Here is a 23860-nt window from a genome sequence, read left to right as displayed (position 1 = left end):
GTGGAATTCATTCGTAACCGATATTTACTTGTCCCGTTTTTTGTTGTATTCCTTACATTTTGTTTGGACAAACTTTTGCTTCTCGAAAATGTTCATACGTATTTTTCAAAGTCGCTTTCCGATATAAATTATATACAAAAACACCAGTTATACGAAGATTTAAAAGTTTATTTGTCTAACAAAAACAGAGACAAGGTATTGGTATATTTTGGAAATTCTCGTGCTTTGTTGTTTGATAATGAATACATTCATAAAAAATACCCAGGTTGGGTGATGTTTAATTTTTCTGTTCCGGGTGGTAAACCTGATTATGTATTACAATGGATGGAAGAGTTCCACAAAGACAATGTAAAACCAGATTTCTTTTTGTTCGATCATTCCGTAGAAATGTATAACTCAGCAGCCACTTTAAAGGTAGATGAAACTTTAACTAACGGACTAAATGTATCCTTTGTATTAAAACATTTTTCATTGTTTTCGACTGATGATATTTCTACATTAATCGCAAAACGTATGTTTCGTGCATACCAATATCGTCCTAAGTTAGAGGTGATCCTTACAAGGGCAAAAAACAAAGAATCGTTTTTATATCCTTACCGTGAGTTACGCGATAATTTAATGGCTAATTTGAATCGAGGAAAAGGTTCTGCGATGACTCCGGGAACTCACCAATCAGTGCTTCCTCCGGAACTATTGAAAAAATCTGCCATAGGAGACTTTCATTCTTATTTAGTTCCTTTTCGGTTTTCTGAGAATATTTTGAGTTTTACAAACCAATCCTTGGAACTGGCAAAACAGCTAGGAGTTCCCTCTGCTGTCATTTGGGTTCGTTTATCTTTGCCTTATATGGACCATATTCGAAATTTAAAAGTTTCTGTGGGTGATGGAAAGGAAGATACAGTGTATCACGATTGGTATCCTAGAATGGTCGAATACCATAAACAAAATGGGATACCTTTTTGGAATATGAATGATGATCCGAATTATACCTGCAACAATTTTAGTGATGCAGGTCATATGTCACCGACTTGTTACGATGAATATACTGATTATATCTTTAAGAATTTACTTCAGTCCTTGGTAAAGGGAGCACGATAAAATTCAGTCCGATTCTGCACATCGTTAGGTGAAAGTTTTTCAGGGTCAGTCGGATTTGGTTTGGTTGGATTTTGAGGTTGTGGTTTGGTGTTATTTTCCTTATCCATAGAATATCCATAATAGTATCCGTGTACAATTTCCACCACAGTGACTGGAGTTTCTGAATTTAAGTTTTGAATTTCTACTGTGATTTCTTCCGGTGGAGCCAAAAGTTCGAAAACCCATTGCGCCTCCCCTTCGATCTTTTCTTTTCTTAGGATGGCGGGATTTTCGTTTTGACCATTACCAGAATAAACAGTTAGTACCCACTCTTTCAATTTTCCATCAGTGGCAATTCCAATTCCAATCGATTGTGGTGAGGATTCTCCTGCCTTTAGATCAAATCGGATAGCACCACCTTTAGAAACGGCACCATAGAGTCTTTTTTTAGAAAGAGTAGGGTAGAGAGCCAAATCTTGGATTCTTGTTGTGACTTCTTTCACATTTTGGCTCAGAACGGATGGTTCGGAATGCAGGGCTTGGATTGTGACAAGCGTGATTCCAACCGAGGCAATCAAAGAGTATCTCATTCTCCTAATAGGACTAAAAAATGGGATTCCTTACAAGCAAAAGAAAAAGAAATTATCTAGTACAATTTCGAAATTTCATCAGTTCTTGGAGTAGGGTTTGTCTCTCTTCCGGGTCTAAATTCTTCTGGTTTTTCGATTGTAACTCCATTCGTTCGAACGCAGGTTTAAATTTAGGTGAACAGTTTTTTGAAAAGTATTGGTAGGCACTGATTCGATCGGATTGGTTCTCGTTAATTAATTTGTAAAATTCGAATACAGATTGGTTGTCATCGCTTGTGAAGTTTAATATAACGTAAGTTTTGTGGCACTCGCTTAATGTTAACGCTGGCACTTTTGTGTTTTTACAATTTACCGCAATGTCGGTTTCTAAAAATGTCAACATCTCTTCATAAGTATAATCGCGAAAAGGTTTGTTTTTCGATATCGTTATTTTAGCATTATCATTATGTTTTGGATCTTCGACCTTAATAAAATTTGTAACTACCTTTGGCTTTTGGTAGGGATTTGTAACTGTTAAATCATAGGGGCCTGATTTTGCATCAGTGGTATCTACTTTTAAATCTATTCGTTCAGATGATTTTACTTCTTTACTTAAAATAGGAAGAGCTTCGTTTTTCTTTGTCAAATCAACCTTAGTAGCATCTAAAAAATGTTCACCTTCAATCGTAATATTAGCGATTGTTTTTTCTGATTTGGATTCGGATTTAGGTATGATAATTGGTTTTTCTTCTTCCGTTACTACCTTTGGTGGTTCAGAAAGAATGACTTCTAAGTCCTTCCATGCAGACCAAACTGCAGGTTTTTTAAATAAATTTAACGGAGCAGTTCTTACGAGATACACTCCAGAAGGAAGATCTTCGATCGATTGATAGGGAGTTTCAATTTTTTTATCGATAACAATTTTCCCTGTTTTTTCTTTGATCTGGATTTGGTAACCACTCGCTTCTGGAATTGGTTTCCAAGCGATGAGTTTGGTACCATCTTGAGCACCGATAGAAAAAGAGAGTAATCCAAATAATATAATAAATCGTTTCAAATTTAGTTTCATCTTTTTTCTTTATACAACCGTTTGGGAGAAATGAATTCAATGTCAGATGGTTTTAAGGATTTCAGCTGATCTAATGCCAAAATAAAACTTCCCTTTCTCGAAAATAATAAATTAGAATCTTTATACACACTGAGATCCCAAGAAAACGATCCTTCATCTAAGATACCTAAATCTTTCAAAGTATGTTTAGATTCTTTTGTTGTAATTTTATAAATGGCAGTTTTTTTATCACCTGTATGTTGGTATAAAACTAAGTCGTACCTTTCGCCTGTCACACCTGATACTTTCCATTGGAATTCTAAACTTGATTTTCCTTTCATTTGCACAATAGTTCCATTCGGAGACATCATTTCCAATTTAGGTTCCAGTTTCGTTGATTTTGTATCCTTAGAATCTTCTTCTGGTTCTGGGATTTTCTTTTTGTCTACTACCGTAAAACTTAATACAGAGGAAAGTTCAGTTTCTTTTCCTTCCTTTGGTTTACCCATCACAGTAGCGTAAAATGTTCCTTTTCCTAGAAGGTTCCAATTTGGAACAAGAAAATTAGAAGCTGTCTCTTCGGAAAAAACGGGAGTTCCCATTTTCGGGTCTTTAAAGATTTTCACTTGGTAAGTCTTTAATTCTGCATTACCATCCCAAATTAATATGGCTTGATTTTGTTTAATCTCATCTGCAGAAATTTCCGAATTAGGAGTTGGTCTTAACCATTTAGGTGCTGGTATTGAATTTTGTTTTTTGATGATAAAGGAAAGAATTTGACTTTCTCTATCCTTAGAATCAGGGAAAGAAGATTTACCAATGACTTTCCAGTAATAAGTACCTTCTTTTAAATCATCATAAGAGATTTGGTTTGCTGTAGTTTCTAATTCTTTTATTGGGTTTGTTAGTTTTGGAGAGTTGGATATTACCAACTTATATGAGTTAACTGTAGAAAGTTTAGACCAAGTAAGTGTAACTAAAGGATAGGTTTGGACAAAGGGAATTACCGTTCCTTGTTCTGGCGATTCTCCTTGAAAAGATTCCATTTTTGCCACAAAGAATTTATTGATTTCGCTAAATTCATTACCATTCCCGGTTTTACTTTTTACCCTGATTCTCCAGTAAAAAGTACCTTCTTTTAATCGCAGGTCCGCTCGGGTTCCCTCTACCTTTTCATTGATGAATGTCATTTGGAAGTTAGGTGACCTTGAGATTTCTAATACAGGATCTTCGTATCCTGATTCTACTTTCCATTGGAAGTGAACCGCTACATCTTCTGGTTCTGCATAAAATAGTTTTTGAGATGCTGGCGTTACCAAAGAGACAGGTATTTTTTTGATTTCAATTCCTGTTTTTTTGAATTCAGCTTTTTTCCCTTCTTCTACGGAAACAGATTTACCATCTTTTTCCTTGATTGTGGTTTTTCCCTTCTCTACAAATAAGCTGAGATCTCTTTCTTTCGACCTTTCAATTTTGACATTTCCAGAATCAACATTAATTTCACTCCCAGAACTTGTGATTTTGATCTGACTTTTTTGTGAATCGTTCTTTTTAACTTCTAATGATCCTTGGGTAAATTCAAGGTTTGGTTCTTCGCCCGTTAAATCCAAGTTAAACATTGAATTTTCGTCGATATTAATTTCGGTTCCGTCATTTAGTCGTATGAGAGCATCTGAAAAAGCTTCGGATCGAATCGTATCTTTATTAGTTAAGGCACTGTTATTTTCTAGTTTTTCCCAAATCACTTCATCTTCAAACTTTCTTTGGACTATATTGTTTTTGAAAAATATGGTTCCGACTACTTCTCGATCTCCAATGCTAATCTTACGGTTTATATCCAAATAAAATAAAATAGTAAATAGAGCAGCAACAGTTAGAAGGGTAAACAGAACGAGTCTGTCACGTTTATCTAAATTCATTTTTTCCCCTTTTTCACTACAGTGATTCCAACTAACTTTTGTAGTTCGCCTAAATTTTTAGGAGAATCGGGGTCAGATTTTCTCCCAAGAACCGCGTATACTTTTTGGGGTTTGGATTTTCCTTTTAATTCAATCTCTCCCATACTCAAAACATGGTAATCTGATTTAACTTCTTGGTAAGTTGTTTCTGTGATGAGAATGTCTGTATGAGTTTCTTTGTTTAAAGACTCTACTCTTGATGCAAGGTTAACGGAATCTCCAATGACGGTGTATTCCATTTTGTCGGAACTTCCAATTTGCCCAGCAATCACATAACCAGTGTTAATCCCGCAACCAATTTGGATGATAGGTTTTTTTGTAGTACCTCTACCTTTATTGAATTCAATGAGTTTGTCACGCATCCTAAGCGCTGCTTCTACGGTCAGTTTGGAGTGATTTTTAGTTTCACGGAGAGCCCCCCAAGTTGCCATGATGGCATCACCTATAAACTTATCTACAGTCCCACCGGTTTCTTGCACACATTTTACCATTTCGGTCATGTATTGGTTTAAAAACTCAACCACCTCTTCCGGTTGCAGTTTTTCTGAAATAGAAGTAAAACTTCTTATGTCTGAGAAAAAGATAGTGCAGTATTTCCTTTGTCCACCGAGTGATAGTTTTCCTTTAGCTGCCATTTCTGCGATGTCTTGGTTGACAAATCTTCCAAAGGAGTCTTTTAGTTTTTCACGTTCTTCTAATCCCCTTCCCATACTAACGAATGATTTGGTCAAAGTGCCAATTTCATCATGGGTTGTGGCATGAAGTTCAATATGATAATTTCCTCTTCTGATTTCTTCAGAGGCGTCCACAAGTTTCAAGATAGGTGTGGAAAGTGATTTCGCAAAAATATAAACTACTATAAATGAAAGGGCAAGTGATACAATCAGGATATAAACATTTCGTTTTTGGATATTATTAACTTCTTCGAAGATTTTGGCTTCACGGACTTGTGATATGACTCCAACACCACCGAGTCCTAGTTTTTTAAAAGATCCAAGATACGAAACTCCGTCTTTCGATTCGTAACGGAACTGTCCATTATCAACTGTGGATTTTTTCATGCGTTCCACGATAGGCAGATCATTTAGATTAATACCTGATAAAACTACTTTTGCATCTGGATGTGCGAGTACACTTCCATCTTCACTTACGAGGAAAGTTTCTACTGGACCTGAAGTTTGGAATGCATCTAACAAACTATCAAGTTTAACCAAGGTGACAAGAATTGTATGTGTATCTTTTGATTCAGAAAGTGGAAAACTTAAACAAATAATAGGATGGCGAAAACGAGGACTTGCGTTCCAAATCACCGTTGTTCCGCTAAATGATTTTTTTAATTTTGGTTGGATACTACGAAGTAATTCTTTTACTTCTGATTTTTGGTAATCGTATTTTTGAAGAAACTGATCATTTAATGCTTCGAATTTTGGATTTAGGCTCGCATCGTATGCTCCCACCAAAAGAAAATTTTGATCTTCATCAAATAACTCTTTTGCAATGGCATTGGCAGAGTTGGGACTTCTTAGAATCGCCGAAGCTGTGATATGCACATCTTGTTTCATCGAATGTAGATCCGATTTAACTTTTAAAGAAAGAATTTCATTAATTTTGATATTGTTTTCTTTTACTCGAACCTCACTATCCTTTCTGAAAAAGTAAGAGGCAAGAAAGATGATTCCTGACATGGAAACTAACAATACGACCGAAGTAATAAGTAGTAGTTTGTATCGAATTGGAAACTGCAGTTCTCCGTGTGGGAGAGAATCCTTGGACAATAGGTTACGGAGTTTTAGCAATATCGTTTTCATATCATTGGTACTTTTACCAATATCACAAAAAACGGTGCTAAAAAAAAAGTAAAATTGAAAGAGGAAACTAATTTTTTACTATGGGCAAGTCAAATTAACGTTATACGTCTGTCGGAACGGGTACTCCGGGATATTAAATGTAGTCTCACGTACTACAGTGTCGGGAAAGCCGTCCAGTTTCACTTGGTCTCCCAAACAAACAGCCTTATAAGTACCTGGATTTAGGTATTTGATCTTGGCACCTTGTTTGGCAGGTGTAGCCGCAAGAGGCAAAACGTTTAAAAAATCACTTTCTTGTTCTCTAAATATTCCATAATAATGTAACAATGAGTTTCCGCCACCTGAGATCGTTAAACTAGATGCGGTTTCAGGATAAATAATCCTGGCTCTTGTCAATAAATTGCCACCAGCGTCACCCTCACCTTTGTGGTCATAAAAGATATCGCTAATTCCTACATAAGTCACAGTGGTGGCACGGCTTGTTACATAAGAGTGTAACATTAAATTCTCTTTTAAGTTAACTCGAACTTCCAAGATATATGGGTCAAATCCATCTCTAACTTGCATATCTGACTGGACAGATTGGCTAGGTAGTTGTGTGTAAAGTGCGGGAAAAAGTTTGGGAACAATTGTACTCTTCGCAGAAGTAGAAGTTCCCGCCACATAATTGTTACGTGGAACTATATTTAGTCCATTTACAATTGGTCTATTATCAAACCGACCGGTAACAGGAGCTCCTGCATCTAAGGCGTATCCAGTTACAAGAGAACGAAAATAAATGGCAGCATAATAATACTCACGTCCAAACCAAGCTCTACCTGCAGAATAGGAACTTTCCCAACCAATCGTTTCTGAAGATGGATCATTTGAAGGAAATTGTGCTCCAATCCCATTAAAAAAATCGGATGCTTTTAAGATTCCATCACTTTCCGTGCAAGTATTGTTATCAAATGAATAGGTAACAGTACAAAAAACTTGCCTGTTAGGGGCAATATAGTCCCAAAATTTATTTGAATCTACAGTATCACGAATTTGAGTTAGATCATTTAATCCTTTCACGTATTTACTAGAGATTCTCACTTCACCAATATCCAAAAAGATAGGTAAATTTCCGACTTTTGGTAGATTCACCAAAGTCATGGTTGGATCAACTCCTTCCCCTTGGGAATCGATATACAATTCTCCAGTTCCATTATTCAGCTCATTCCAATCGAGAGGATTGTCTGTGGCATAAGTACCTTTTAGGAGTAATAACATTCTGTTATTGAAGAGAGTAGAGATAACAGGAAATTTTGATTCATCACCTAAATCTAGTTTGGTTTTACAGTCTATGAAAAGGGTAATATGTAAAAGAATAACAAAAATAAAAATAAAGTAGGATTTCATATTAAAACAAAACTCCAACTGTTAGACCGAAATAGAAAAAATCTACGTTTTGCAAAGTGTAATTGGCCGGATTTTGCAAACGTGGGTCATCATAAGGACTGGAAAGTGGGTATCTGTATTGGTTAGGAACATCCATTTGTGTCTCAAAGATCTTATGATAATCCAATCGAACACCGATACGAATTCTGCGACCAGCAATAAAACTTGCTTCTAACCCGGCATAGGCGGAGGGATCCCAACGAGCCGTATCAGCAGGGCGGGCCACAACATAGGCAGACCCACCGCCACCTTTGATAAAAAACTGAATGGGAAGTTCTACAGGAATTTTATAGGCTAGGGCTGCATAGAGTGGGATAGCTGTCAATGCTCGTTCGGATCTTGATAAAAATACGGCATAAGAGCCACCCACTTCCGTATAAAAAATCCAAGGCCAAGGCATTCTCGCATAGAACCCTCCTCCCAAAGTGGTTTCTAAAACACGTACTGTAGGAGTTCCTGGCATGGGGTTTGCAGCTCCCACCCAACCCCCGATTTCATACCTGCGTTTGTTATATTCTTCAAGAGTTTGTGCAGAAAGAAGTCCGGAAAACAGTGTTAGTGCCAGGAAAAGGCTAAGGAAGAATGATTTTATACAATTCATGAATTTCCGGATAATCTTCGTAATATGCGCGGACAAAATAGAGACCATCCGGCGGGAGTGTAATTCCTGCAATCGAACGGTTCTTTTCTTCCAAAATGGAGCCGATGGATCTAGATTTCCAACGTCCCTTCCCAATGTCTAGTAAAGTTCCTACTGTAATACGAACCATATTGTGCATAAATCCATTGGCACGGATGCGGATTTGGATCCATTCTGGTGTCAATCGTTCCAAACGTATGTCAAATATTTCTCGAACGGCCCGTTTCCCTGCCATTGACTTTGCTTTGGTGAGAGACCTGAAGTCTTTTTCCCCAATTAGATTTAAGAGTTGGTTTTCGACGAAATCCCAATCCACATGGTGTTTTTCCCAGAAGGCTCTGCCTTCAATGAAACTACTTTCATATTTACTATAATAAATTTTATAGATGTACTCTCTGCCTGTGCAACTAAACCTAGAATGGAATTCTGCCGGAACCTCAATTACGTTTTTGACTGAAACTCCTTTAGGAGTCAGTGCGTTGATGGAAACAAGTAGTTTGTGAAAATTCGGTATCGAGAACTCAGTTTTGAAATTACATACCATTCCTAAGGCATGAACACCGGTATCAGTTCTTCCGGCAACTGACAATCGTGAGGCGGGGTTTTTTCTCAATATAACCGAGAGTGCGGATTCTATAGAAGACTGTACTGTTGGTAAATTTTTTTGTTTTTGCCAACCGTAAAAATGATTTCCGTCGTATTCGACGAGAAGTGCGTAGTTGGGCAAACCCTTACTTCTCGCCTCCCATCGCTTCTAAAATAGCATTGTATTCATCATACAACTCGCGAGTCATTTCCACAATCGGACCAGGTTTTCCTTTGGATGCCTTTCCAGAACCATAAAGTCTTGCTAGCGTTCGTTTGGCGCGAGATAAAAGCAAAACTTGGTCTTCCGGTTTTGGAGCCATTTGGTCTTTGAATTTTTTGGTAAGATAGGCATTGAGATAAATGACACCATCAAATCCCCAGTTATTGTCAGTGTCGGGTCCAAGCATTCCTGCAGCCTGGTCCACAGGTTCGTTTCCATTTTGCATGAGTTCTAAGGTATAACCATAGATAACAGCTGCTTTTTGGTAGAGAAAGTCCCGGATTTTATCATAACCGATATGTGGAAACTCTTCGTGTAAATCAGAGAAATACCAAGCACCACGAATGGCACAAACTGCCTTTTTAGGAGTGGGGGCTACACTGGCACCACGGAGTTGGTAACAGTCCATTCCTAAAACATAAGAAGCAGCACCTAACACAATTTGGCGATCCTGCGTAAAATCTAAAGGTCCAAGGATTTTTTCAATATAACTTCTGCGAGCATCTGTGGCCATACGAATGGCTTCATTGTCAGCGGGGTTTAGTGAATTCCAATCTTTTGGGAAGGAGGAGTATAAACAACGTGGACAAACGGACATGACATAATCCAGGGGACTGACACGGCCAAATTTCCTATTTTTTTCGTATAAACGACGTAAATCCTGAGCTAACTTCCCGGCGATTAACCTTCCTCCCCCTTGGAACATTTGTTCTTTTTGGTGATTTTCATCACAAATCGGGCAGGCTGTGGACTCTTTGGCGCGAAAAGATACTTTTTTGGACTGGGCAGCGGCTTGGGACATAGGAAAAATCTAGGAAAAGGCTCAATTTTAAAATACAATCTGTCAATCCAATATCATAAATCTCCGATAATACTCACAGGGGTCTCCCCGAAATTACTTGTAAGATTCTTTCAAGGAAGGAAAGTACGGAAACGGAATGAATGGCAGCGCAATGAAACAATCCCTTCTTATTCTCATGATGAGTCTTTTGATGCAGGCACCTATGTTTGCAGAATCAGTCTCTAGTAAATCATACCACAAACGCATTGAACTTCTGACTTACTTACGTGAGTTAGAGCCAATTGTAAAAAATTTCCGTGGAGAAGATCCGGAAGGAAAACCGACGGAACTCAATGCTCCTGAAGGAAAGGAAGGCTTTCGTCTGAAGAAATACAACGAAGCTAAAAGGATCTACCAAGAAGGATTACAATATCACTTCGAAGGTAATTTCCCTTCTGCTTACCAACGTTTTCTCGAATGCCAATTGGGTATTGAAAAAATGACGGAAGAACTTTCCCAACTCTACATCCTTCGTGCAGAAGAGATGATGAAAACGGCGATGGAAAGAAAAAATCCAAATAATCCTATGGATAAGGCCCTACTTGATATTTCTATTGAGTATGGTAAAGGTTCTTATTTTCGTCAAGACGTGATGGACATTCCAAGAGAAGCTCCGTATTCACGTCGAATGTATGACCCAAAAGAAGCTCATTACAGTTATAATAAATACGATATTGAGAAAAACTTAGAGTTGGGATACAAACATCTTGGTCTTGCCAAAGAAGCTAGAGCGACTGCTTTAAAAGTGGAAAAGAATTTGGAAAAACACCAAAAACTCCAACCATCACACAGAAAGTATCGTATCGATTTATACTTTGGCGCTATTAACTTAGCTCGTGATTCCAAAGCAAATGCAATTAACATCTATAAGTTGAAATATCCTTATGACAACTATTACCTGAACAATGCCCAAGCAAAATCAGAATCATCGAAAGATGAAAATGGTGCCACAGTCGAAGGCCAACCAGTAAAAGTAGATGGTGTTACTTATGATTTCTCCAAAAATCCTTATGTCAAATTTGATAATAGAATCCAAGCTATGTTTGATGTTCGTGTTCCAGAAGAATATCGTGTGGACCATGCAGATGTAAGAGGTCGAGTATATGATTTGGACTCCAACAATATGGTGTTCATGAAATACGACCAAGAACGTAAAAAAGCATTGAATGTGCCAACAAAACCTGCTGCTGGAGCCACTGCCAATCCACAGCAATAAGAAACGTTAACTAACACCGTTTCCGAATCTTAGAGCCCAAGAATTTTCTTGGGCTTTTTTATTTCCATAGAATGGCCTCTTTTGTCTAATTGTTGCTATGGCGAAAATTCCGGTCGTTGACGATCTCATTAAGAAAAATTTACATGGACTAAGTGTCCACTACGGGCGTTTGGTGATGAAAGTTTACTTAAGAATCACCCTTCTTGTTTTTGGTAAAGCAAGTCCATATTTAGTTCGAGGGATTTATCGTTCTCTTACAGGGAACAAAGAAGCACGTATCAAAGAGTTTTTGGAAGGTACAAAAATTTGGGCAGAAGATGTCTTAAAGATTACCAAAACAAAACTCATAGTATTTAACGAAATCAAAGTTCCAGAGAAAGGACATATGATTTTTTTAAACCATGTGAATGAAATGGATTTTCCTTACGATTGTTATGTGATTCGAAAACCATTTTTGGCAAACCAGGTAATTAAAAAAGCATGGTTTGCTTATTGGTGGATGACGGCAATGGGCTCACAAGTTTTTGATAATTCCAAAGCAATGTCAGTTGCTGTTTCTGTAAAAAACTTAATCGAAGGATTAAAAACTACTTCTTACATTGTATACCCAGAAGGCAAAAATACTTATTCTGAAGAAATCGTACCTTTAAAAAAAGGTATGGTGAAAATTGCCTTTGACCAAAAAATCCCAGTGTTTGTGGCCTTAAAATCAGGAGTTACTACCTACCAAGACTACCAAAAAGGAAACGTGGTAGGGTATTTAGGCCTTGGATCTTTTGACCCTACTGATTTTTCGTCTTGGGAAGAATTCCAAACTTTTTTATATAATTTAATGCATTCCAAAAAACAAGAGTTAGACGTCATGACGGAAACGGAAAGGGCAAAAGTCAGTTAGGGATTTGTTACATATTTAGGTTTTTCCCAGTGATTTGATTTCAAAGCATCGGACAAATGAATTGACAGAACCATTTTTTAGTCTAAAATTTATTTCTTAAAAATGGGGAGAATGTATGAAAAAAATCATTGGTTCATTATTATTGATTCTATTTTCTTCGAGCCTTGCAGCCGGAGAAGTGGAATCTGATTGTACTTTCAAAGGAAAAAAATTAGCAGGAAAGGTTCAGTTTGTAACCAGTTTCCCCGATTTCAAAGTACAGATTGTAGATAGTTTTCCCGACTTAAAAGTACAAAAGGTAAGTAGTTTCCCTTCTGAATGTGGGAAATGGCAGGAAGTAACCTCTTTTCCAGATTTTAAAGTACAGATTGTATCTAGTTTTCCTGACTTAAAAATTAAATATGTAAGTTCATTTCCTGGTATACCGTAAACTACCTTCTAAAGGATAAACCGAATTTCGGTTCATCAGCTCCAAAGACAAATTAAAGAAAGCCCGTGCCTTGACGGTTTGATGAAAACAGTTTTTACGATCAGGGTTACAGGCTGGATCTAACCCATAAGGTGGATTCATTTGAAAAATAAATTGTGTATCACCATCCACACTTTGATATAGAATTTTTTCTTCATCAATCCAACCACAGGCGCTACCATAAGCAAAATAAGTGCTTCCTGACTTTACCTTCGGTGCACGCATATCTTTTCCAAAACCAGCAAAGTATGTTTCTCTGCCGACAACTCCCAAAATAGTGGGTAACACATCCAATTGGGAAGAAATTCTTTCATCTAACCTTGGTTTGATGTATTTTGGTGAAAATAATAAAAAGGGAACCATTCTATCTTCATAATAAGATAAATACCGATGATGCGTGTGGTCTCCCACAAAAACAAAAAGAGTGTCTTCGTAGTATTTCCTTTTTTGTATTTCTTTCATAAATGTTTCTAGAGCTGCATCAGAATAATGGTAAGTATTGAGATAATCAAAATCCGTGATGGAAGAATCATAAATTTCATATTTAGAATTTGGCACCTTATAGGGGTAATGTGTCGTCATTGTAAGTATGGTCATTAAAAATGGTTTGTTATCATTTTGGTATAGATCCATTTCTTCCAAGGCTTTGGAATAAAGATGTTCATCGTCGTATCCCCAGGCACCTATAGAATACTTTCCTGATTTTCGGAAGTCTTCCTTTCCAATGAGAGTTCGAAAACCAAAGTGAGGTAAGATGGTGGCCAAACTATCGAATTTCAAATCATCTCCAGTAATAAAACTAGTTTGGTATCCAAAACCTGAAAATAGATTTCCAATCGCTGAAAAATGACTGAGGATTTGTGGAGTGCGAATCGCCGTAAGTCCCGGTCTATCAGGAACACTAGTGAGAACAGAAAGTAAAGCATTACTGGTTCTACCTCCATTCGCATAAAATTTTCGAAAACTATGGCCCTTTTTCGCCAAACTATTGTAAAATGGTGTTACTTCTTTCCCTAACCAGATTCCATCGGAAATTGGCCAAACGTATTTCCCCGTCCAAGATTCTTGAATGACTAAAACAACATTGATCGGTTTTCTTCCTGGAACTCCTTCGATTTTTCGAACCAATGGAAACTCAGGATCACCAATAAAATTGGCACCTTCGTATGAAATTTCTTCCTTAACGACTGCCAGCATTTCCTTATCAGACATTTTTAAATGTTTGGGAATAGCTTGGCTTTTGAAATCGTTAATGGTTGTATAAATGCCATTTAACGCTAGTTGGTTAATAAGTGCATCATCAGAAATAATCGCTTCGCTGGCACGTAAGGGAGATTCTTGCGGTCCACCTCGTAGTCCTATAAAAAAAAATAAAATCCAGAGAATGGTTTTCAATGCATTAGGTCGAAAGGATTCTATTTCGTTTCTCTTTTCAGAAATATGGGATTTGAAAAACCAATGGCGAATCCCTAAGATATACAATCCAATACAAATCAGAAATGAAAGAATTTTGAATGGTGCTTCTTTGAATGACGAAGAAATTAAAACATCCAAATCACCTAAAAAAACAATCGCTTCGTATCCTATATGTTTGTTTGCATTCTCAAAATATAACAAATCAGCAAATAAATGAATCAAACACAACGGATATAAAACCAAAGGACTGAAAAGCCAAAAATATCTGTACCATTTTAAACGTGAGGCTTTATCCCAAAGGGAAAGTAGATAAAATCCAACTAACAGGATGGAAACGGTAAACCAATCAAATCGAAATCCAATTAAAAATGCTTTTAGTAGAAGCAAATATGGAAACTCTTCCAATCGATAGGAGTAAACTAAGAAAAATATAATACGGTGTAAGAAGAGGGTGAGGAATCCAACCGAGAAATAAATTAGAAATATTCGATCTGAAAACCTAGGACTAAAAAACTGTTTCACCATGAAAAAAGAATTTGTTAGCTAAAACGAAGGTCAATCGACTTCCTATCTTTCTGTTGATTTATTTTCACCGCTCTTTAGTTTTGATCCTACTCACATGAAGCCGATCCAAAAAATACTCATCGCTAATCGTGGTGAAATTGCCGTACGTGTCATTCGCACCGCAAAAAAAATGGGCATAAAAACGGTTGCGATTTATTCCGATCCGGATGCTCAAAGTTTGTTTGTTCAGTCTGCAGACGAAGCGTTCTCTTTAGGGGGAACAGATGCTAGATCTTCCTACTTAAACGTAGATAAGGTCATTCAAGCATGTTTAGAAACTGGAGCCGATGCCGTCCATCCTGGTTATGGTTTTTTATCAGAAAATACTGATTTTGCTACAAAATTGGAAAAACATGGAATTCGTTTTATAGGTCCCAAACCTCATTCCATCGAAGCGATGGGTGATAAAATCGGCTCACGATTGTTAGTCGCAAAAAGTGGAGTTCCTGTGGTTCCAGGTTATGAAGGTGCTTCTCAGGAAATGTCAGTGTTCCAAAAAGAGGCCGAAAAAATTGGATACCCTATTATGGCAAAGGCAAGTGCCGGTGGTGGTGGAAAAGGAATGCGGCGGATCAATACACCCGAAGAACTGGAACCTGGCATTCTTTCTGCAAAACGAGAATCACTTTCTGCCTTTGGTGATGATCGCATCCTTTTAGAAAAATACATCACAAATCCTAGACACGTTGAGTTTCAAATTTTTGGAGATACCAAAGGAAATATCATCCACTTACACGAAAGGGATTGTTCCTTACAAAGACGCCACCAAAAAGTAGTAGAAGAAACTCCTGCTCCCAATTACCCATCAAACTTAAAAACAAAAATGTCCGAAGCTGCGGTCATGGCCGCAAAATCCGTACAATATGAAGGAGCTGGAACCGTCGAATTCATATTAGGTGAAAGTGGGGAGTTTTATTTTTTAGAAATGAACACTCGTTTACAAGTAGAACATCCAGTTACAGAAATGACAACGGGCCTTGATTTGGTGGAGTGGCAAATTCGTGTTTGTCAAGGTGAAACCTTACCACAAATACAAACTCCTCCGCAAAAAGGACATGCGATAGAAGTTCGAATTTATGCAGAAGATCCCAAAGAAGGTTTTTTACCTTCCACAGGACGAATTCACCATCTTTCCTTTCCCAAAAGAGATTATTTAAGGATAGATTCCGGTGTCATCTCAGGATCAGAAATTACAATGTTTTATGATCCTATGATTGCAAAACTCATTGTATGGGGCGAAGATCGAATCACTGCCATTCATCGATTAATCGAATGTTTGTCAGAAACAATTGTTTTTGGCCCAAAAACCAATTTGCAGTTTTTACAAAAACTAGTTTCCTCAAATGAATTTGCCGAAGGTAAGGTATCCACTCACTATATTGCAGATAATGAACAGGAACTTTTATCAGACAAAACTAACGATGAGTTAAAACTAGCCTTTGCAGGTGCAGTTTTTGCAACGAAAGAACCACTAAACCCTTGGATCAAGGAGACCACCTAATATGGATTATTTATTCGAATCAAAAACTGGTTCAATTTCAGTTCATGTAAGTGGTAGCGCGGTTCGAGTGCGCAAAGGAACCAATTCCATTATTTATCAAATGGATGATTTTATCGCAAAAGAAATTCATGCATCGAACTCAGAACAGATTGCAACCTTAACCATGAAAGATGGATCTATATTAAAATATCTTAAAGTAAGAAATGAAGTATTTTTACATTGGAAAGGTGAAACCTGGACTGCGAAACTAGCGGAGCGGTCCTATGAAGCTTCTGGACAAACAACCCCAGAAATCAAAAGTCCAATGCCTGGAAAAGTAGTGCAAATCTCTACGGAAGTCGGACGGGAACACTTACAAGGGGAGACTCTACTCATTTTGGAAGCCATGAAAATGGAGAACGCTGTTAAGGCGCCGTATCCATGCCGTGTGGAAGAGATTCGAAAATCTCAAGGTGATCTTGTCCAACAAGACGAGGTGCTGATCATTTTACACAGAATAGATTCGGAAAAAACATAAATTTTCGAATCTATTTGACATATTTTGCAAATTTCCCACCATAAGGCAGTTTCTTTGGCTAACAGGTAGAGAATGTATAATTTTATTGTAAGAAGTTTGACACTTCTTTTGTTTTTTTCCTTTTTTCACGGGGTGTTCGGTCAGGAACGGGCACCTCGTACGGACCTCCCGTTTGAAATCTCTGAGAAAAAGAGGCTAAGCGAACGGGATTTTAAGATCAAAAAAGAGGGGGGATACTTCACCGGTCTCCCTCTGATCAACTCCGACCCTAACGTAGGTATCGGTTACGGGGCGCGTGTTCTCTATTTTTACAATGGAACAAAATCGTCTCCTTTGTTTGAATACACTCCGTATCGTTATCGTATTTTTGCTCAGTATTTTAATACGACTAAACAAGCTCCTTACCACATGTTGAGTTTGGATGCTCCATTTATTTTCGATACTAAATGGAGACTTCGAGCGGACTTAGTGTATGATCGAAACCCTAACTCCCTTTACTTTGGAATCGGTGAAAATACCCTCCAACCTCTTTCTTATTTAGAAAGAAACGATCCGAATGGACGTATTAGAAGGAACGCACCTTTTGCAGACTATGAAGACAATTTGAGTTATCGTCGTCCAGGAGATGCGGGATACGGAGAGGCTCCAGTTGTAAGTGATCATAGATACAACCGATACGATATTGAAAATCCTAACTTTAGTACTTCCGGTGAATATTCCTTTTTCGGAGGAACACTTCGTACGGTTACGGGTGTTCGACTTTCTAAACAAATCATTCGCAGATATGATGGAAAGTACAACGATGCACAATTTGGTTCGTCTGATGGAATTTTAGGCCTACTCGGCGTAGACCGTACGGTTGGGACGCCCCAAGGGGAAACTAAATTAACACGTGACGATAAGGATGGAAAAATTGTAGGCATTAACGGTGGTTATACGAATACAATCCGTGCCGGAATCGTTTATGATACTCGTGACTTCGAACCAGATCCAAACCGTGGAGTATTTTTAGAATACACCCATGAACGTTCGACGAAAGCCATCGGTTCCACATCAGAATTCAATAAAAACTTAGTATCAGGTCGTATTTTTATCAGTCCTGTTCATTGGTTTACAAACAAACCTCCTGAAATTTTGGAGAAGTTTGTTCTTGCTGCCCGTGGAACTATGATCCAAACCAATGGAGATGCACCTTTCTATGAATACCGCAATATGTGGGGTACAGAGAGCAACCAATCCGGTTTAGGTGGAAGGACTACCATTCGTGGCTACAAACAGGATCGTTTCGTTGGACAAACTATGGCATTTGCTAACTTCGAAATTCGTTGGAAGTTCGCAGAAGCTGAGTTTGGTGGTCAACACTTCGATTTTCAATTAGTTCCCTTTTACGATGTTGGGCGAGTTTGGGATCGTACAGAGGACGCAAACTTAAAGAACTATAAACATTCTAAGGGTCTTGGTTTAAGAATTCCTTGGAACCAAGCAACTGTTATCTACGTTGATTATGCAATTTCAAATGAAGATAGACAAGCTTTCATTAACTTTAACCATATATTTTAGGAGGGCAGAGCTTATGAAAAAAATTCAATATTGTTTCGCTCTTTTGGTCTTATCTTTTTTCATTAACTGTGAAATGAAGCCTGTGGAAGACACCTTCGGCTTAAGTCCAGAAGAAACCAACCTGCTGATTGCAGGTATCTTATCCAACCAGAGTCTCCGTGACAACGGGAATGGAACTGTCACAGATCCCATTGCTAATTTGGTATGGCAAAAGTGTACGCATGGACAAGTTTATCGTCCGGGAAATAACGACTGTTTAGGGGCACAAGGTTCCGTATTCAATCCTGGAGACGTGGCTCGTGCCGGTGCCGCTCAGGTTGCGTATTGTGATTCCAAAACACATGCTTGTAACTCAATCGCATTTCCTCAGGTGCTCCAAGGTACTTCCTCGATTTCTATCTCTGGTTCCAGTGAGTTATTTGGAGCTTGCCAAAATAGCAATTTTCTCGGTGCCACTTGGCGCGTTCCTACTGTGGTTGAATACCAAAGGTTAGTGGTTCCTGGTCGTGCGGCGACACTTCAGTTTTTCCCTTCCACACAGGAAGAGGACTATTGGACCGCTTGGTCAAACAACGAAGATATTCCAGGAGAAACCGCTTATGCCATTTCCTTTGACCGACAATCGTATGGTGTGCAGAGAAATGTTGTAAAAACACAAAGGAATTTTGTCCGTTGTGTTCGTACCGGTCCATAAACCTCTCCTAAATTTCATTTTCAGTCACTCTCCTGTTCTTACAGGAGAGTTTTTGCTTTCCAAAAATCTAATTTCTTACTAATATTTTCTTGAGACAAACCGAAGTACCCATTAGGTGGTGAGGTTTCCATGAGAATTGACGAGTCCCCATTCAATCGTATGAATGTAGATCTTTTGAAGGATCGCCGGGTGAACTATGTCGGGCATGGACAATTGGAAAGCGCGCCTGAATCACTTTCTGCCTTACATGTAATTTCCCATGAACTGGGACATGCTTCTGAATTTAAAAATGAAGCCTTCCGGGAAGGTCGAGAAGTTCAGTCCGTTCAAGTAAAAATCAATTATGAGCTTCGAGATGGTCGGATGGTAGCTGTGAGTGGTGAAACTCATGCGGTCACTCGGCCCAAGTCACAGTCAGAAGAAGATCCAACCCTAACTCCTTATTCCGATGGAAAATCGATCAAAGATCTGTTTCGATTGAAAGAGGATGAAGAGAAAAAAAATAATTCCAAAGAAAAAACAAAACTAAATCCAAAAGAGTTAATGCAAAAAACTCATGAAAAAGAATTAGAAACTAAAATTAAAGAACTCGAAACGCGTCTAGAATCAGAGAAAACTAAAAAATCTGAATCTGATATTCATTCGGCGGAACGATTGAAAGAAATTGAGTCAGAAAAAAAGAGATTGGAAGAAGAAGTGAGACTTCTTCGTGTAAAAGAACAATTAAAAGAAACCTTTGCCTTACTTACAGACTTCCGTAAGATGATGACTTCCAATTTATTTGGAATGATGAACCTTCAAACAGAATCTAATGTTGGAAATTATTTAGATACCTTTGTTTGATCAATCATATTCTCAACGATAAACTCTCTCAACTCTCCAATACCACGACCGGTTGTTGCCGAAAGATAAAAAACTCGAAAGGGAATTCCAATTTCATTCATTGCTGATTCCATATCTGTTCGCACGCGATGTTGTTCACTTTGGTTGAGTTTGTCAATTTTAGTTCGAATCACTACGGGTTTGATTTTTTTTTCCATTGCAACTTCTATTGTGGAAAGTTCCTCTTCAGGAAATTCTCTTTGTGAGTCACAAAGTATAAATAAAAACTTTAAGTGTTTCCATGTATTTAAAAAACCTTCCAAAAGATTCATCATATCTTTATGTTCTTTATGAGATGCTTTTGAATAACCAAATCCTGGTAAATCGATTAGGTTAAAACCTTCTTTGGTCCTGAAAATATTGATCAGTTTTGTCTTTCCTGGAGTTCTTGAAACTTTGGCAAGTCCTCTGTGGTTTGAGAGAGCATTTAGTAAACTTGATTTTCCTGAATTGGATCTTCCCATAAAAGCCACAGATGGAACGGAATCTAATTCCTCTTTTTCATTTAAGTTGGCAATCGAAGTGAAGAATTTAGTTTCTGGAAAAGGAATTTCTTTGGAATACTTGTGCATCTAGCTCATCTTTCCAAATAGATTCGTTTGGGATAATTCTTTTCACTTTTTGAAAAGAGAGAAAATAAAATTTGAATGGGTTCTCCATCAAAATAAAGGATTGGAATAAAGGTTCTGAGAAAAAAAGGAATACCGTTTTCCCGCATACACTCTGAAATTTCCTTATTTCCTGAACGAATTTGGATTTTTTGACCGTGATGCCAAGACCCAAGACTATATTTTTCCTCGGGGTCGGATAATTTAAACCTATTTTGGTTCCAATTTATACAAAGATTTTCCCCATCCCGATAGGAGGTTGCTTTTTTAAAAGCTGGTGATTTTTTATCAATAATGAAAAGATCGCCAAACTTTGATTTGTATAAAAAACAATTTTTGTTTTCTAAAAATGCTCTTTCGCCTTCTGATTGTAAATGGAAATTATCAAATCCGGATTTATATAGAGGATAATGTCCAAGTAATTTTAGATGGAAGTCAATTAGTTCTTTTTTTGAAGATACATTCAGACTTGTCCAAGTTTCGTGTGGGATACGGAAAATATGAGGACCTTGTTTGACAGTGGGTTCTTTTTTTAAATTAAATTGTAGATCTAGTTGCGAACGATCATGGAAATTCCAATAAATTTTATGAAAGTTCCAATTTTCTTTTTCTAATACTGGCAATAAATCCATACGGATCCGATTGCGTTTGTAAATTGGATCTTTGTTGGATTCATCTTCAAATATTTTGATTTGATTTATCACAAAATCATATAGTAATGTTAATTCTTTGTCTTCCAAAAAAACTAAAGGTAAAAATCTTTCTCCATCAAAAGGTGGAAGCGTATAAAATGCTTTTTTCCCACCACCTCTTGTTAGGTGTAGAAAGATAGACTCTGTGTAATCTTTACAATGGTGGCCAGTGAGGATAACCGATGGTTTTTTATTTGTGATTTTTTTAAGTTCGTGGTAACGAACCAGTCTTCCAGTTTCTTCAAATCCTTTCTTTAGTTTAAGAGAAAGTTTTGGAATTTTTTTTTTACGAAATGGTAAGGAAAGCCAGTGGATTTGAGGAACTGCAATATTTCTTTTTCTTCTGTATCTATAGAACGAATGCCGTGAGATAAATAAAACAACGTGGGTGATTGGATATTGTAAGTATCTTTTAAATATTTGAAAAATAAAACTAAAATAGAAGAATCTTTTCCTCCAGAGTAGGCAATGAGAAATTCCGTTTTATTTTCTGCCCATTGTTGTGGCAGATTGTTCCCCATTCTTGCCAAGACAGTTTCGAAAATCTTTGTGATTGTAGTCGGAATTTCTAGGATCATATCTTCCTTACTGCTACCATTGTGATATCATCGTGTTGTTCTTGTTCTTTGACAAATTCTTTTAGTTCCGAATATATCTTCTCGAGTATGTTTTTTGGCTCAAAAGAAATAAAGGAAAAAAAATTGGTTTTTAATTGAGTTTCTCCAAATTCTATTCCTTCAGCGTTTCGTGCTTCTGTAACTCCGTCGGTGTATAAAAGAATGGTATCCCCCGAATCAAACCGCAACTTAGACTCATTTCGAAAGGCTGAAATATCGGGTTGGATTCCTAGTATTACTCCTTCTGTTTCGATAACAGAAAGAGATTTTGAATCAGAATGATAATGGTAAAAATTGCCGTGACCGGCTCCAGAATATTGAACTTCACCTGTGATTAAATTCCACCTGAGTAAAATCATACTCATAAACCTTGGTGTGATAGCTTCTTTGTAACTAGCATACAGGTAGTTATTAATATCGTTTAAAATTTCCCAAGGTGAGTCTTTGACACGAACAAGGGAATGTAAAATGGTCCTGACTGTTGCCATAACGAGTCCTGCGGCAACACCTTTCCCGCTAACATCTCCTATGCAGATAAATAATTCATTTCTGTTAGGTGAAAGAATAAAATCATAATAGTCCCCACCGATACCACGAGCAGGTACCATAAACCCTCCAAAAGAAAAACCTTCAGCTTCCGGAGAGTTTCTTGGTAAGAGAGTACTTTGGATTTCTTTTGCAATTTCAATTTCTTTTTCCAATCTTTCTTTGTTTGAAAGGTTTTGGTATAAATTGGAATTTTCCATTGTGATCCTAGCAAGTGAAACAAAGGCATTGAGTGCTTCTATCTCATCATTAGGAAATCGGTTTTCTTGTTTAGTGAGAATAAATAAACAATTGGTTCCATTTTCCAAAGTAAGTGGAAACAACATTGATTCTTTACCTACTATTCCCATTGCTACTAAATTAGCATTTGATGATGGATCGATTGTCATGGTTTCTTTTATTTCTAAAAGAGAATCAATCAGTTCTACTTCGATGGATTTAGTGTCTGTATGGATTTGATAGTTTTCCAAGTCGCGATAAAGTCTGAATATTTTCGCTTTTGAAGATTCAAAAGTTCTTTCAACCAAACATGTTAAAGAAGATTCCACAATTCCAGATAGAGTTAATAAAATCATACGAATCATTTCGTCATGATTGTTTAAGTATAGTTGGCTTAATGTAAGGGCCGCAGTATGTAAGCTGCGAAAGTTTTTAGATTGGTTTTCTGATTTTGAATATATAAGCGAATTACGTAAAGAAACTGCAAATTGACCTACCACAAGTTGTAAAATTTCTTGGTCTTCAAAATAGTCAGAGTAATCTTCTTCTTCATAATCAATTGTCACCATACCGACAGCAGTATTGGCGTAAAGTATGGGTATGACTAGTTGAGATTTTGTTCCTGTGAGTTTTGAATAAAAATCGTAAAAAGGATGGCTTTGATCAGAAAATTTATAAAAGCAAGGTTCTCCTTTTGCCATCGTTTCAACCAAAACACCATAACTTAAATCATAATCCAATGTGATTCGTTTGATTGCTCGTTGTAATGTTTTTTGTCGGCTGGAATAATAAGCTAATTTAATTTCACCTAACTCTAAGTTTGTGATAAAAACTGCAATTTTTTCTCTCTTTAAACGAACCGAAATTAGGTCGGTAAACCGTTGCATCAATTCCTCAAGGCCCATCGCAGAATTGAAGAGTGAAAGGTTATCTAGGAGGAATTCTGTTTTCTCTTGCGAACTCAGGATGTTTTTCCCAATCCGAGAAATTTTTCGTTTCTCTAAAATCCACTCCCGGTCACAGGTTTGGCAGAAAAAACGTCCATTTCTTGTGATCCCGTTCGGGAGTTGCGGTTCGGCGCAGAGCAAACAGATCCTGTCGTCGGTGGGCTCGGAGTTCATCCTAGCCAAGGTATTTGATTTCTTTTTTCATATGCTACAAGAATTTCCCTGAGAACCGAGAAACCTGGTACGATTCATGCTTAATCTATAAGCAAATGTTGTTTTTTCTGCAGAAAAAGGAAGGATGTCGGTAAAATTGATTAAAAAACGGTTTATTTGTTTATTAAAT

General features: G+C 37.4%; 22 protein-coding genes. 9 read left to right on the top strand and 13 right to left on the bottom strand.

Annotated elements, in window-relative coordinates:
• Nucleotides 1–1098 carry a DUF1574 domain-containing protein gene (locus EHQ31_RS15635; protein WP_135571796.1) on the top strand — a complete coding sequence of 366 codons (1098 nt, stop codon included), beginning with the start codon at nucleotides 1–3 and terminating at the stop codon, nucleotides 1096–1098.
• On the opposite strand, the gene EHQ31_RS15630 is transcribed toward EHQ31_RS15635, so the two are convergent.
• The 8 genes from EHQ31_RS15630 to EHQ31_RS15595 form a co-directional block, all read right to left on the bottom strand.
• Complete coding sequence (locus tag EHQ31_RS15630; protein ID WP_244247429.1) at nucleotides 1071–1667, bottom strand: hypothetical protein; 597 nt, start codon at nucleotides 1665–1667, stop codon at nucleotides 1071–1073. The two genes, EHQ31_RS15635 and EHQ31_RS15630, sit on opposite strands and share 28 nt — an antisense overlap.
• A gap of 52 nt (nucleotides 1668–1719) precedes the next feature.
• Complete coding sequence (locus EHQ31_RS15625; RefSeq protein WP_135571794.1) at nucleotides 1720–2715, bottom strand: hypothetical protein; 996 nt, start codon at nucleotides 2713–2715, stop codon at nucleotides 1720–1722.
• Nucleotides 2712–4613 carry a FecR domain-containing protein gene (locus tag EHQ31_RS15620; RefSeq protein WP_135571792.1) on the bottom strand — a complete coding sequence of 634 codons (1902 nt, stop codon included), beginning with the start codon at nucleotides 4611–4613 and terminating at the stop codon, nucleotides 2712–2714. Before EHQ31_RS15620 ends, EHQ31_RS15625 begins: the two co-directional genes overlap by 4 nt.
• The gene (locus EHQ31_RS15615) at nucleotides 4610–6460 is read right to left on the bottom strand and encodes an adenylate/guanylate cyclase domain-containing protein (protein ID WP_135571789.1); all 1851 of its coding nucleotides are present in this window, start codon (nucleotides 6458–6460) and stop codon (nucleotides 4610–4612) included. Before EHQ31_RS15615 ends, EHQ31_RS15620 begins: the two co-directional genes overlap by 4 nt.
• 78 nt (nucleotides 6461–6538) lie before the next feature.
• Nucleotides 6539–7846: an LIC11270 family surface protein gene (locus EHQ31_RS15610; RefSeq protein ID WP_135571787.1), complete on the bottom strand. Its 1308-nt coding sequence runs from the start codon at nucleotides 7844–7846 to the stop codon at nucleotides 6539–6541.
• Nucleotide 7847: 1 nt separating this feature from the next.
• The gene (locus tag EHQ31_RS15605) at nucleotides 7848–8486 is read right to left on the bottom strand and encodes a hypothetical protein (protein WP_135571785.1); all 639 of its coding nucleotides are present in this window, start codon (nucleotides 8484–8486) and stop codon (nucleotides 7848–7850) included.
• Complete coding sequence (gene truA / locus EHQ31_RS15600) at nucleotides 8458–9252, bottom strand: tRNA pseudouridine(38-40) synthase TruA (RefSeq protein WP_135571783.1); 795 nt, start codon at nucleotides 9250–9252, stop codon at nucleotides 8458–8460. The genes EHQ31_RS15605 and truA overlap by 29 nt, the downstream gene beginning before the upstream one ends.
• A gap of 4 nt (nucleotides 9253–9256) precedes the next feature.
• Nucleotides 9257–10135 (bottom strand): DUF2225 domain-containing protein, encoded by an 879-nt coding sequence (locus EHQ31_RS15595; protein WP_135571781.1) that lies wholly within the window; start codon nucleotides 10133–10135, stop codon nucleotides 9257–9259.
• 151 nt (nucleotides 10136–10286) lie between these two features.
• Here EHQ31_RS15595 and EHQ31_RS15590 point away from each other — a divergent pair, with 151 nt between their 5' ends.
• The 3 genes from EHQ31_RS15590 (at nucleotide 10287) to EHQ31_RS15580 (ending at nucleotide 12715) form a co-directional block, all read left to right on the top strand.
• Nucleotides 10287–11390, top strand: a complete 1104-nt coding sequence (locus tag EHQ31_RS15590; RefSeq protein WP_244247428.1) for an LIC11274 family protein — start codon at nucleotides 10287–10289, stop codon at nucleotides 11388–11390.
• A gap of 175 nt (nucleotides 11391–11565) precedes the next feature.
• A complete protein-coding gene (locus tag EHQ31_RS15585) occupies nucleotides 11566–12285 on the top strand; it encodes a lysophospholipid acyltransferase family protein (RefSeq protein WP_244247474.1) in 720 nt (239 codons plus the stop codon).
• Nucleotides 12286–12400: 115 nt separating this feature from the next.
• Nucleotides 12401–12715, top strand: a complete 315-nt coding sequence (locus EHQ31_RS15580; protein WP_135571775.1) for a 7(1) septoil knot domain-containing protein — start codon at nucleotides 12401–12403, stop codon at nucleotides 12713–12715.
• Here EHQ31_RS15580 and EHQ31_RS15575 read toward each other — a convergent pair.
• Nucleotides 12695–14695 carry an LTA synthase family protein gene (locus tag EHQ31_RS15575; RefSeq protein WP_135571773.1) on the bottom strand — a complete coding sequence of 667 codons (2001 nt, stop codon included), beginning with the start codon at nucleotides 14693–14695 and terminating at the stop codon, nucleotides 12695–12697. The genes EHQ31_RS15580 and EHQ31_RS15575 overlap by 21 nt on opposite strands.
• A gap of 94 nt (nucleotides 14696–14789) precedes the next feature.
• On the opposite strand from EHQ31_RS15575, the gene EHQ31_RS15570 reads away from it, so the two are divergent.
• The 5 genes from EHQ31_RS15570 (at nucleotide 14790) to EHQ31_RS15550 (ending at nucleotide 19849) form a co-directional block, all read left to right on the top strand.
• The gene (locus EHQ31_RS15570; protein ID WP_135571771.1) at nucleotides 14790–16235 is read left to right on the top strand and encodes an acetyl-CoA carboxylase biotin carboxylase subunit; all 1446 of its coding nucleotides are present in this window, start codon (nucleotides 14790–14792) and stop codon (nucleotides 16233–16235) included.
• Between the two features lies 1 nt (nucleotide 16236).
• A complete protein-coding gene (locus tag EHQ31_RS15565; RefSeq protein WP_135571769.1) occupies nucleotides 16237–16752 on the top strand; it encodes an acyl-CoA carboxylase biotin carboxyl carrier protein subunit in 516 nt (171 codons plus the stop codon).
• A 72-nt stretch (nucleotides 16753–16824) separates the two neighbouring features.
• Nucleotides 16825–18312, top strand: a complete 1488-nt coding sequence (gene omp85, locus EHQ31_RS15560) for an Omp85 family outer membrane protein (protein WP_135571767.1) — start codon at nucleotides 16825–16827, stop codon at nucleotides 18310–18312.
• Nucleotides 18313–18325: 13 nt separating this feature from the next.
• Nucleotides 18326–19006, top strand: a complete 681-nt coding sequence (lsa25, locus tag EHQ31_RS15555; protein ID WP_135571764.1) for a surface adhesin Lsa25 — start codon at nucleotides 18326–18328, stop codon at nucleotides 19004–19006.
• 129 nt (nucleotides 19007–19135) lie between these two features.
• On the top strand, nucleotides 19136–19849 hold the full coding sequence (locus EHQ31_RS15550) for a hypothetical protein (protein ID WP_135571763.1): 714 nt from the start codon (nucleotides 19136–19138) through the stop codon (nucleotides 19847–19849).
• Here EHQ31_RS15550 and yihA read toward each other — a convergent pair.
• From yihA to EHQ31_RS15530, 4 genes are read right to left on the bottom strand one after another with little or no spacing between them, the layout of a single operon-like run.
• Nucleotides 19828–20460 carry a ribosome biogenesis GTP-binding protein YihA/YsxC gene (gene yihA / locus EHQ31_RS15545; protein WP_135571761.1) on the bottom strand — a complete coding sequence of 211 codons (633 nt, stop codon included), beginning with the start codon at nucleotides 20458–20460 and terminating at the stop codon, nucleotides 19828–19830. The genes EHQ31_RS15550 and yihA overlap by 22 nt on opposite strands.
• A 5-nt stretch (nucleotides 20461–20465) precedes the next feature.
• A complete protein-coding gene (locus EHQ31_RS15540) occupies nucleotides 20466–21467 on the bottom strand; it encodes a tRNA lysidine(34) synthetase (RefSeq protein WP_276401131.1) in 1002 nt (333 codons plus the stop codon).
• Nucleotides 21443–21766: a tRNA lysidine(34) synthetase gene (locus tag EHQ31_RS19025; RefSeq protein WP_135571757.1), complete on the bottom strand. Its 324-nt coding sequence runs from the start codon at nucleotides 21764–21766 to the stop codon at nucleotides 21443–21445. The genes EHQ31_RS15540 and EHQ31_RS19025 overlap by 25 nt, the downstream gene beginning before the upstream one ends.
• Nucleotides 21763–23658: a GAF domain-containing SpoIIE family protein phosphatase gene (locus EHQ31_RS15530; RefSeq protein WP_244247426.1), complete on the bottom strand. Its 1896-nt coding sequence runs from the start codon at nucleotides 23656–23658 to the stop codon at nucleotides 21763–21765. The genes EHQ31_RS19025 and EHQ31_RS15530 overlap by 4 nt, the downstream gene beginning before the upstream one ends.
• Nucleotides 23659–23860 lie beyond the last annotated feature (202 nt).

The sequence above is a fragment of the Leptospira montravelensis genome (genome assembly GCF_004770045.1).
GTDB classification, from domain to species: Bacteria; Spirochaetota; Leptospiria; order Leptospirales; family Leptospiraceae; genus Leptospira_A; species Leptospira_A montravelensis.
This window is presented reverse-complemented; position numbering and strand designations above follow the sequence as displayed.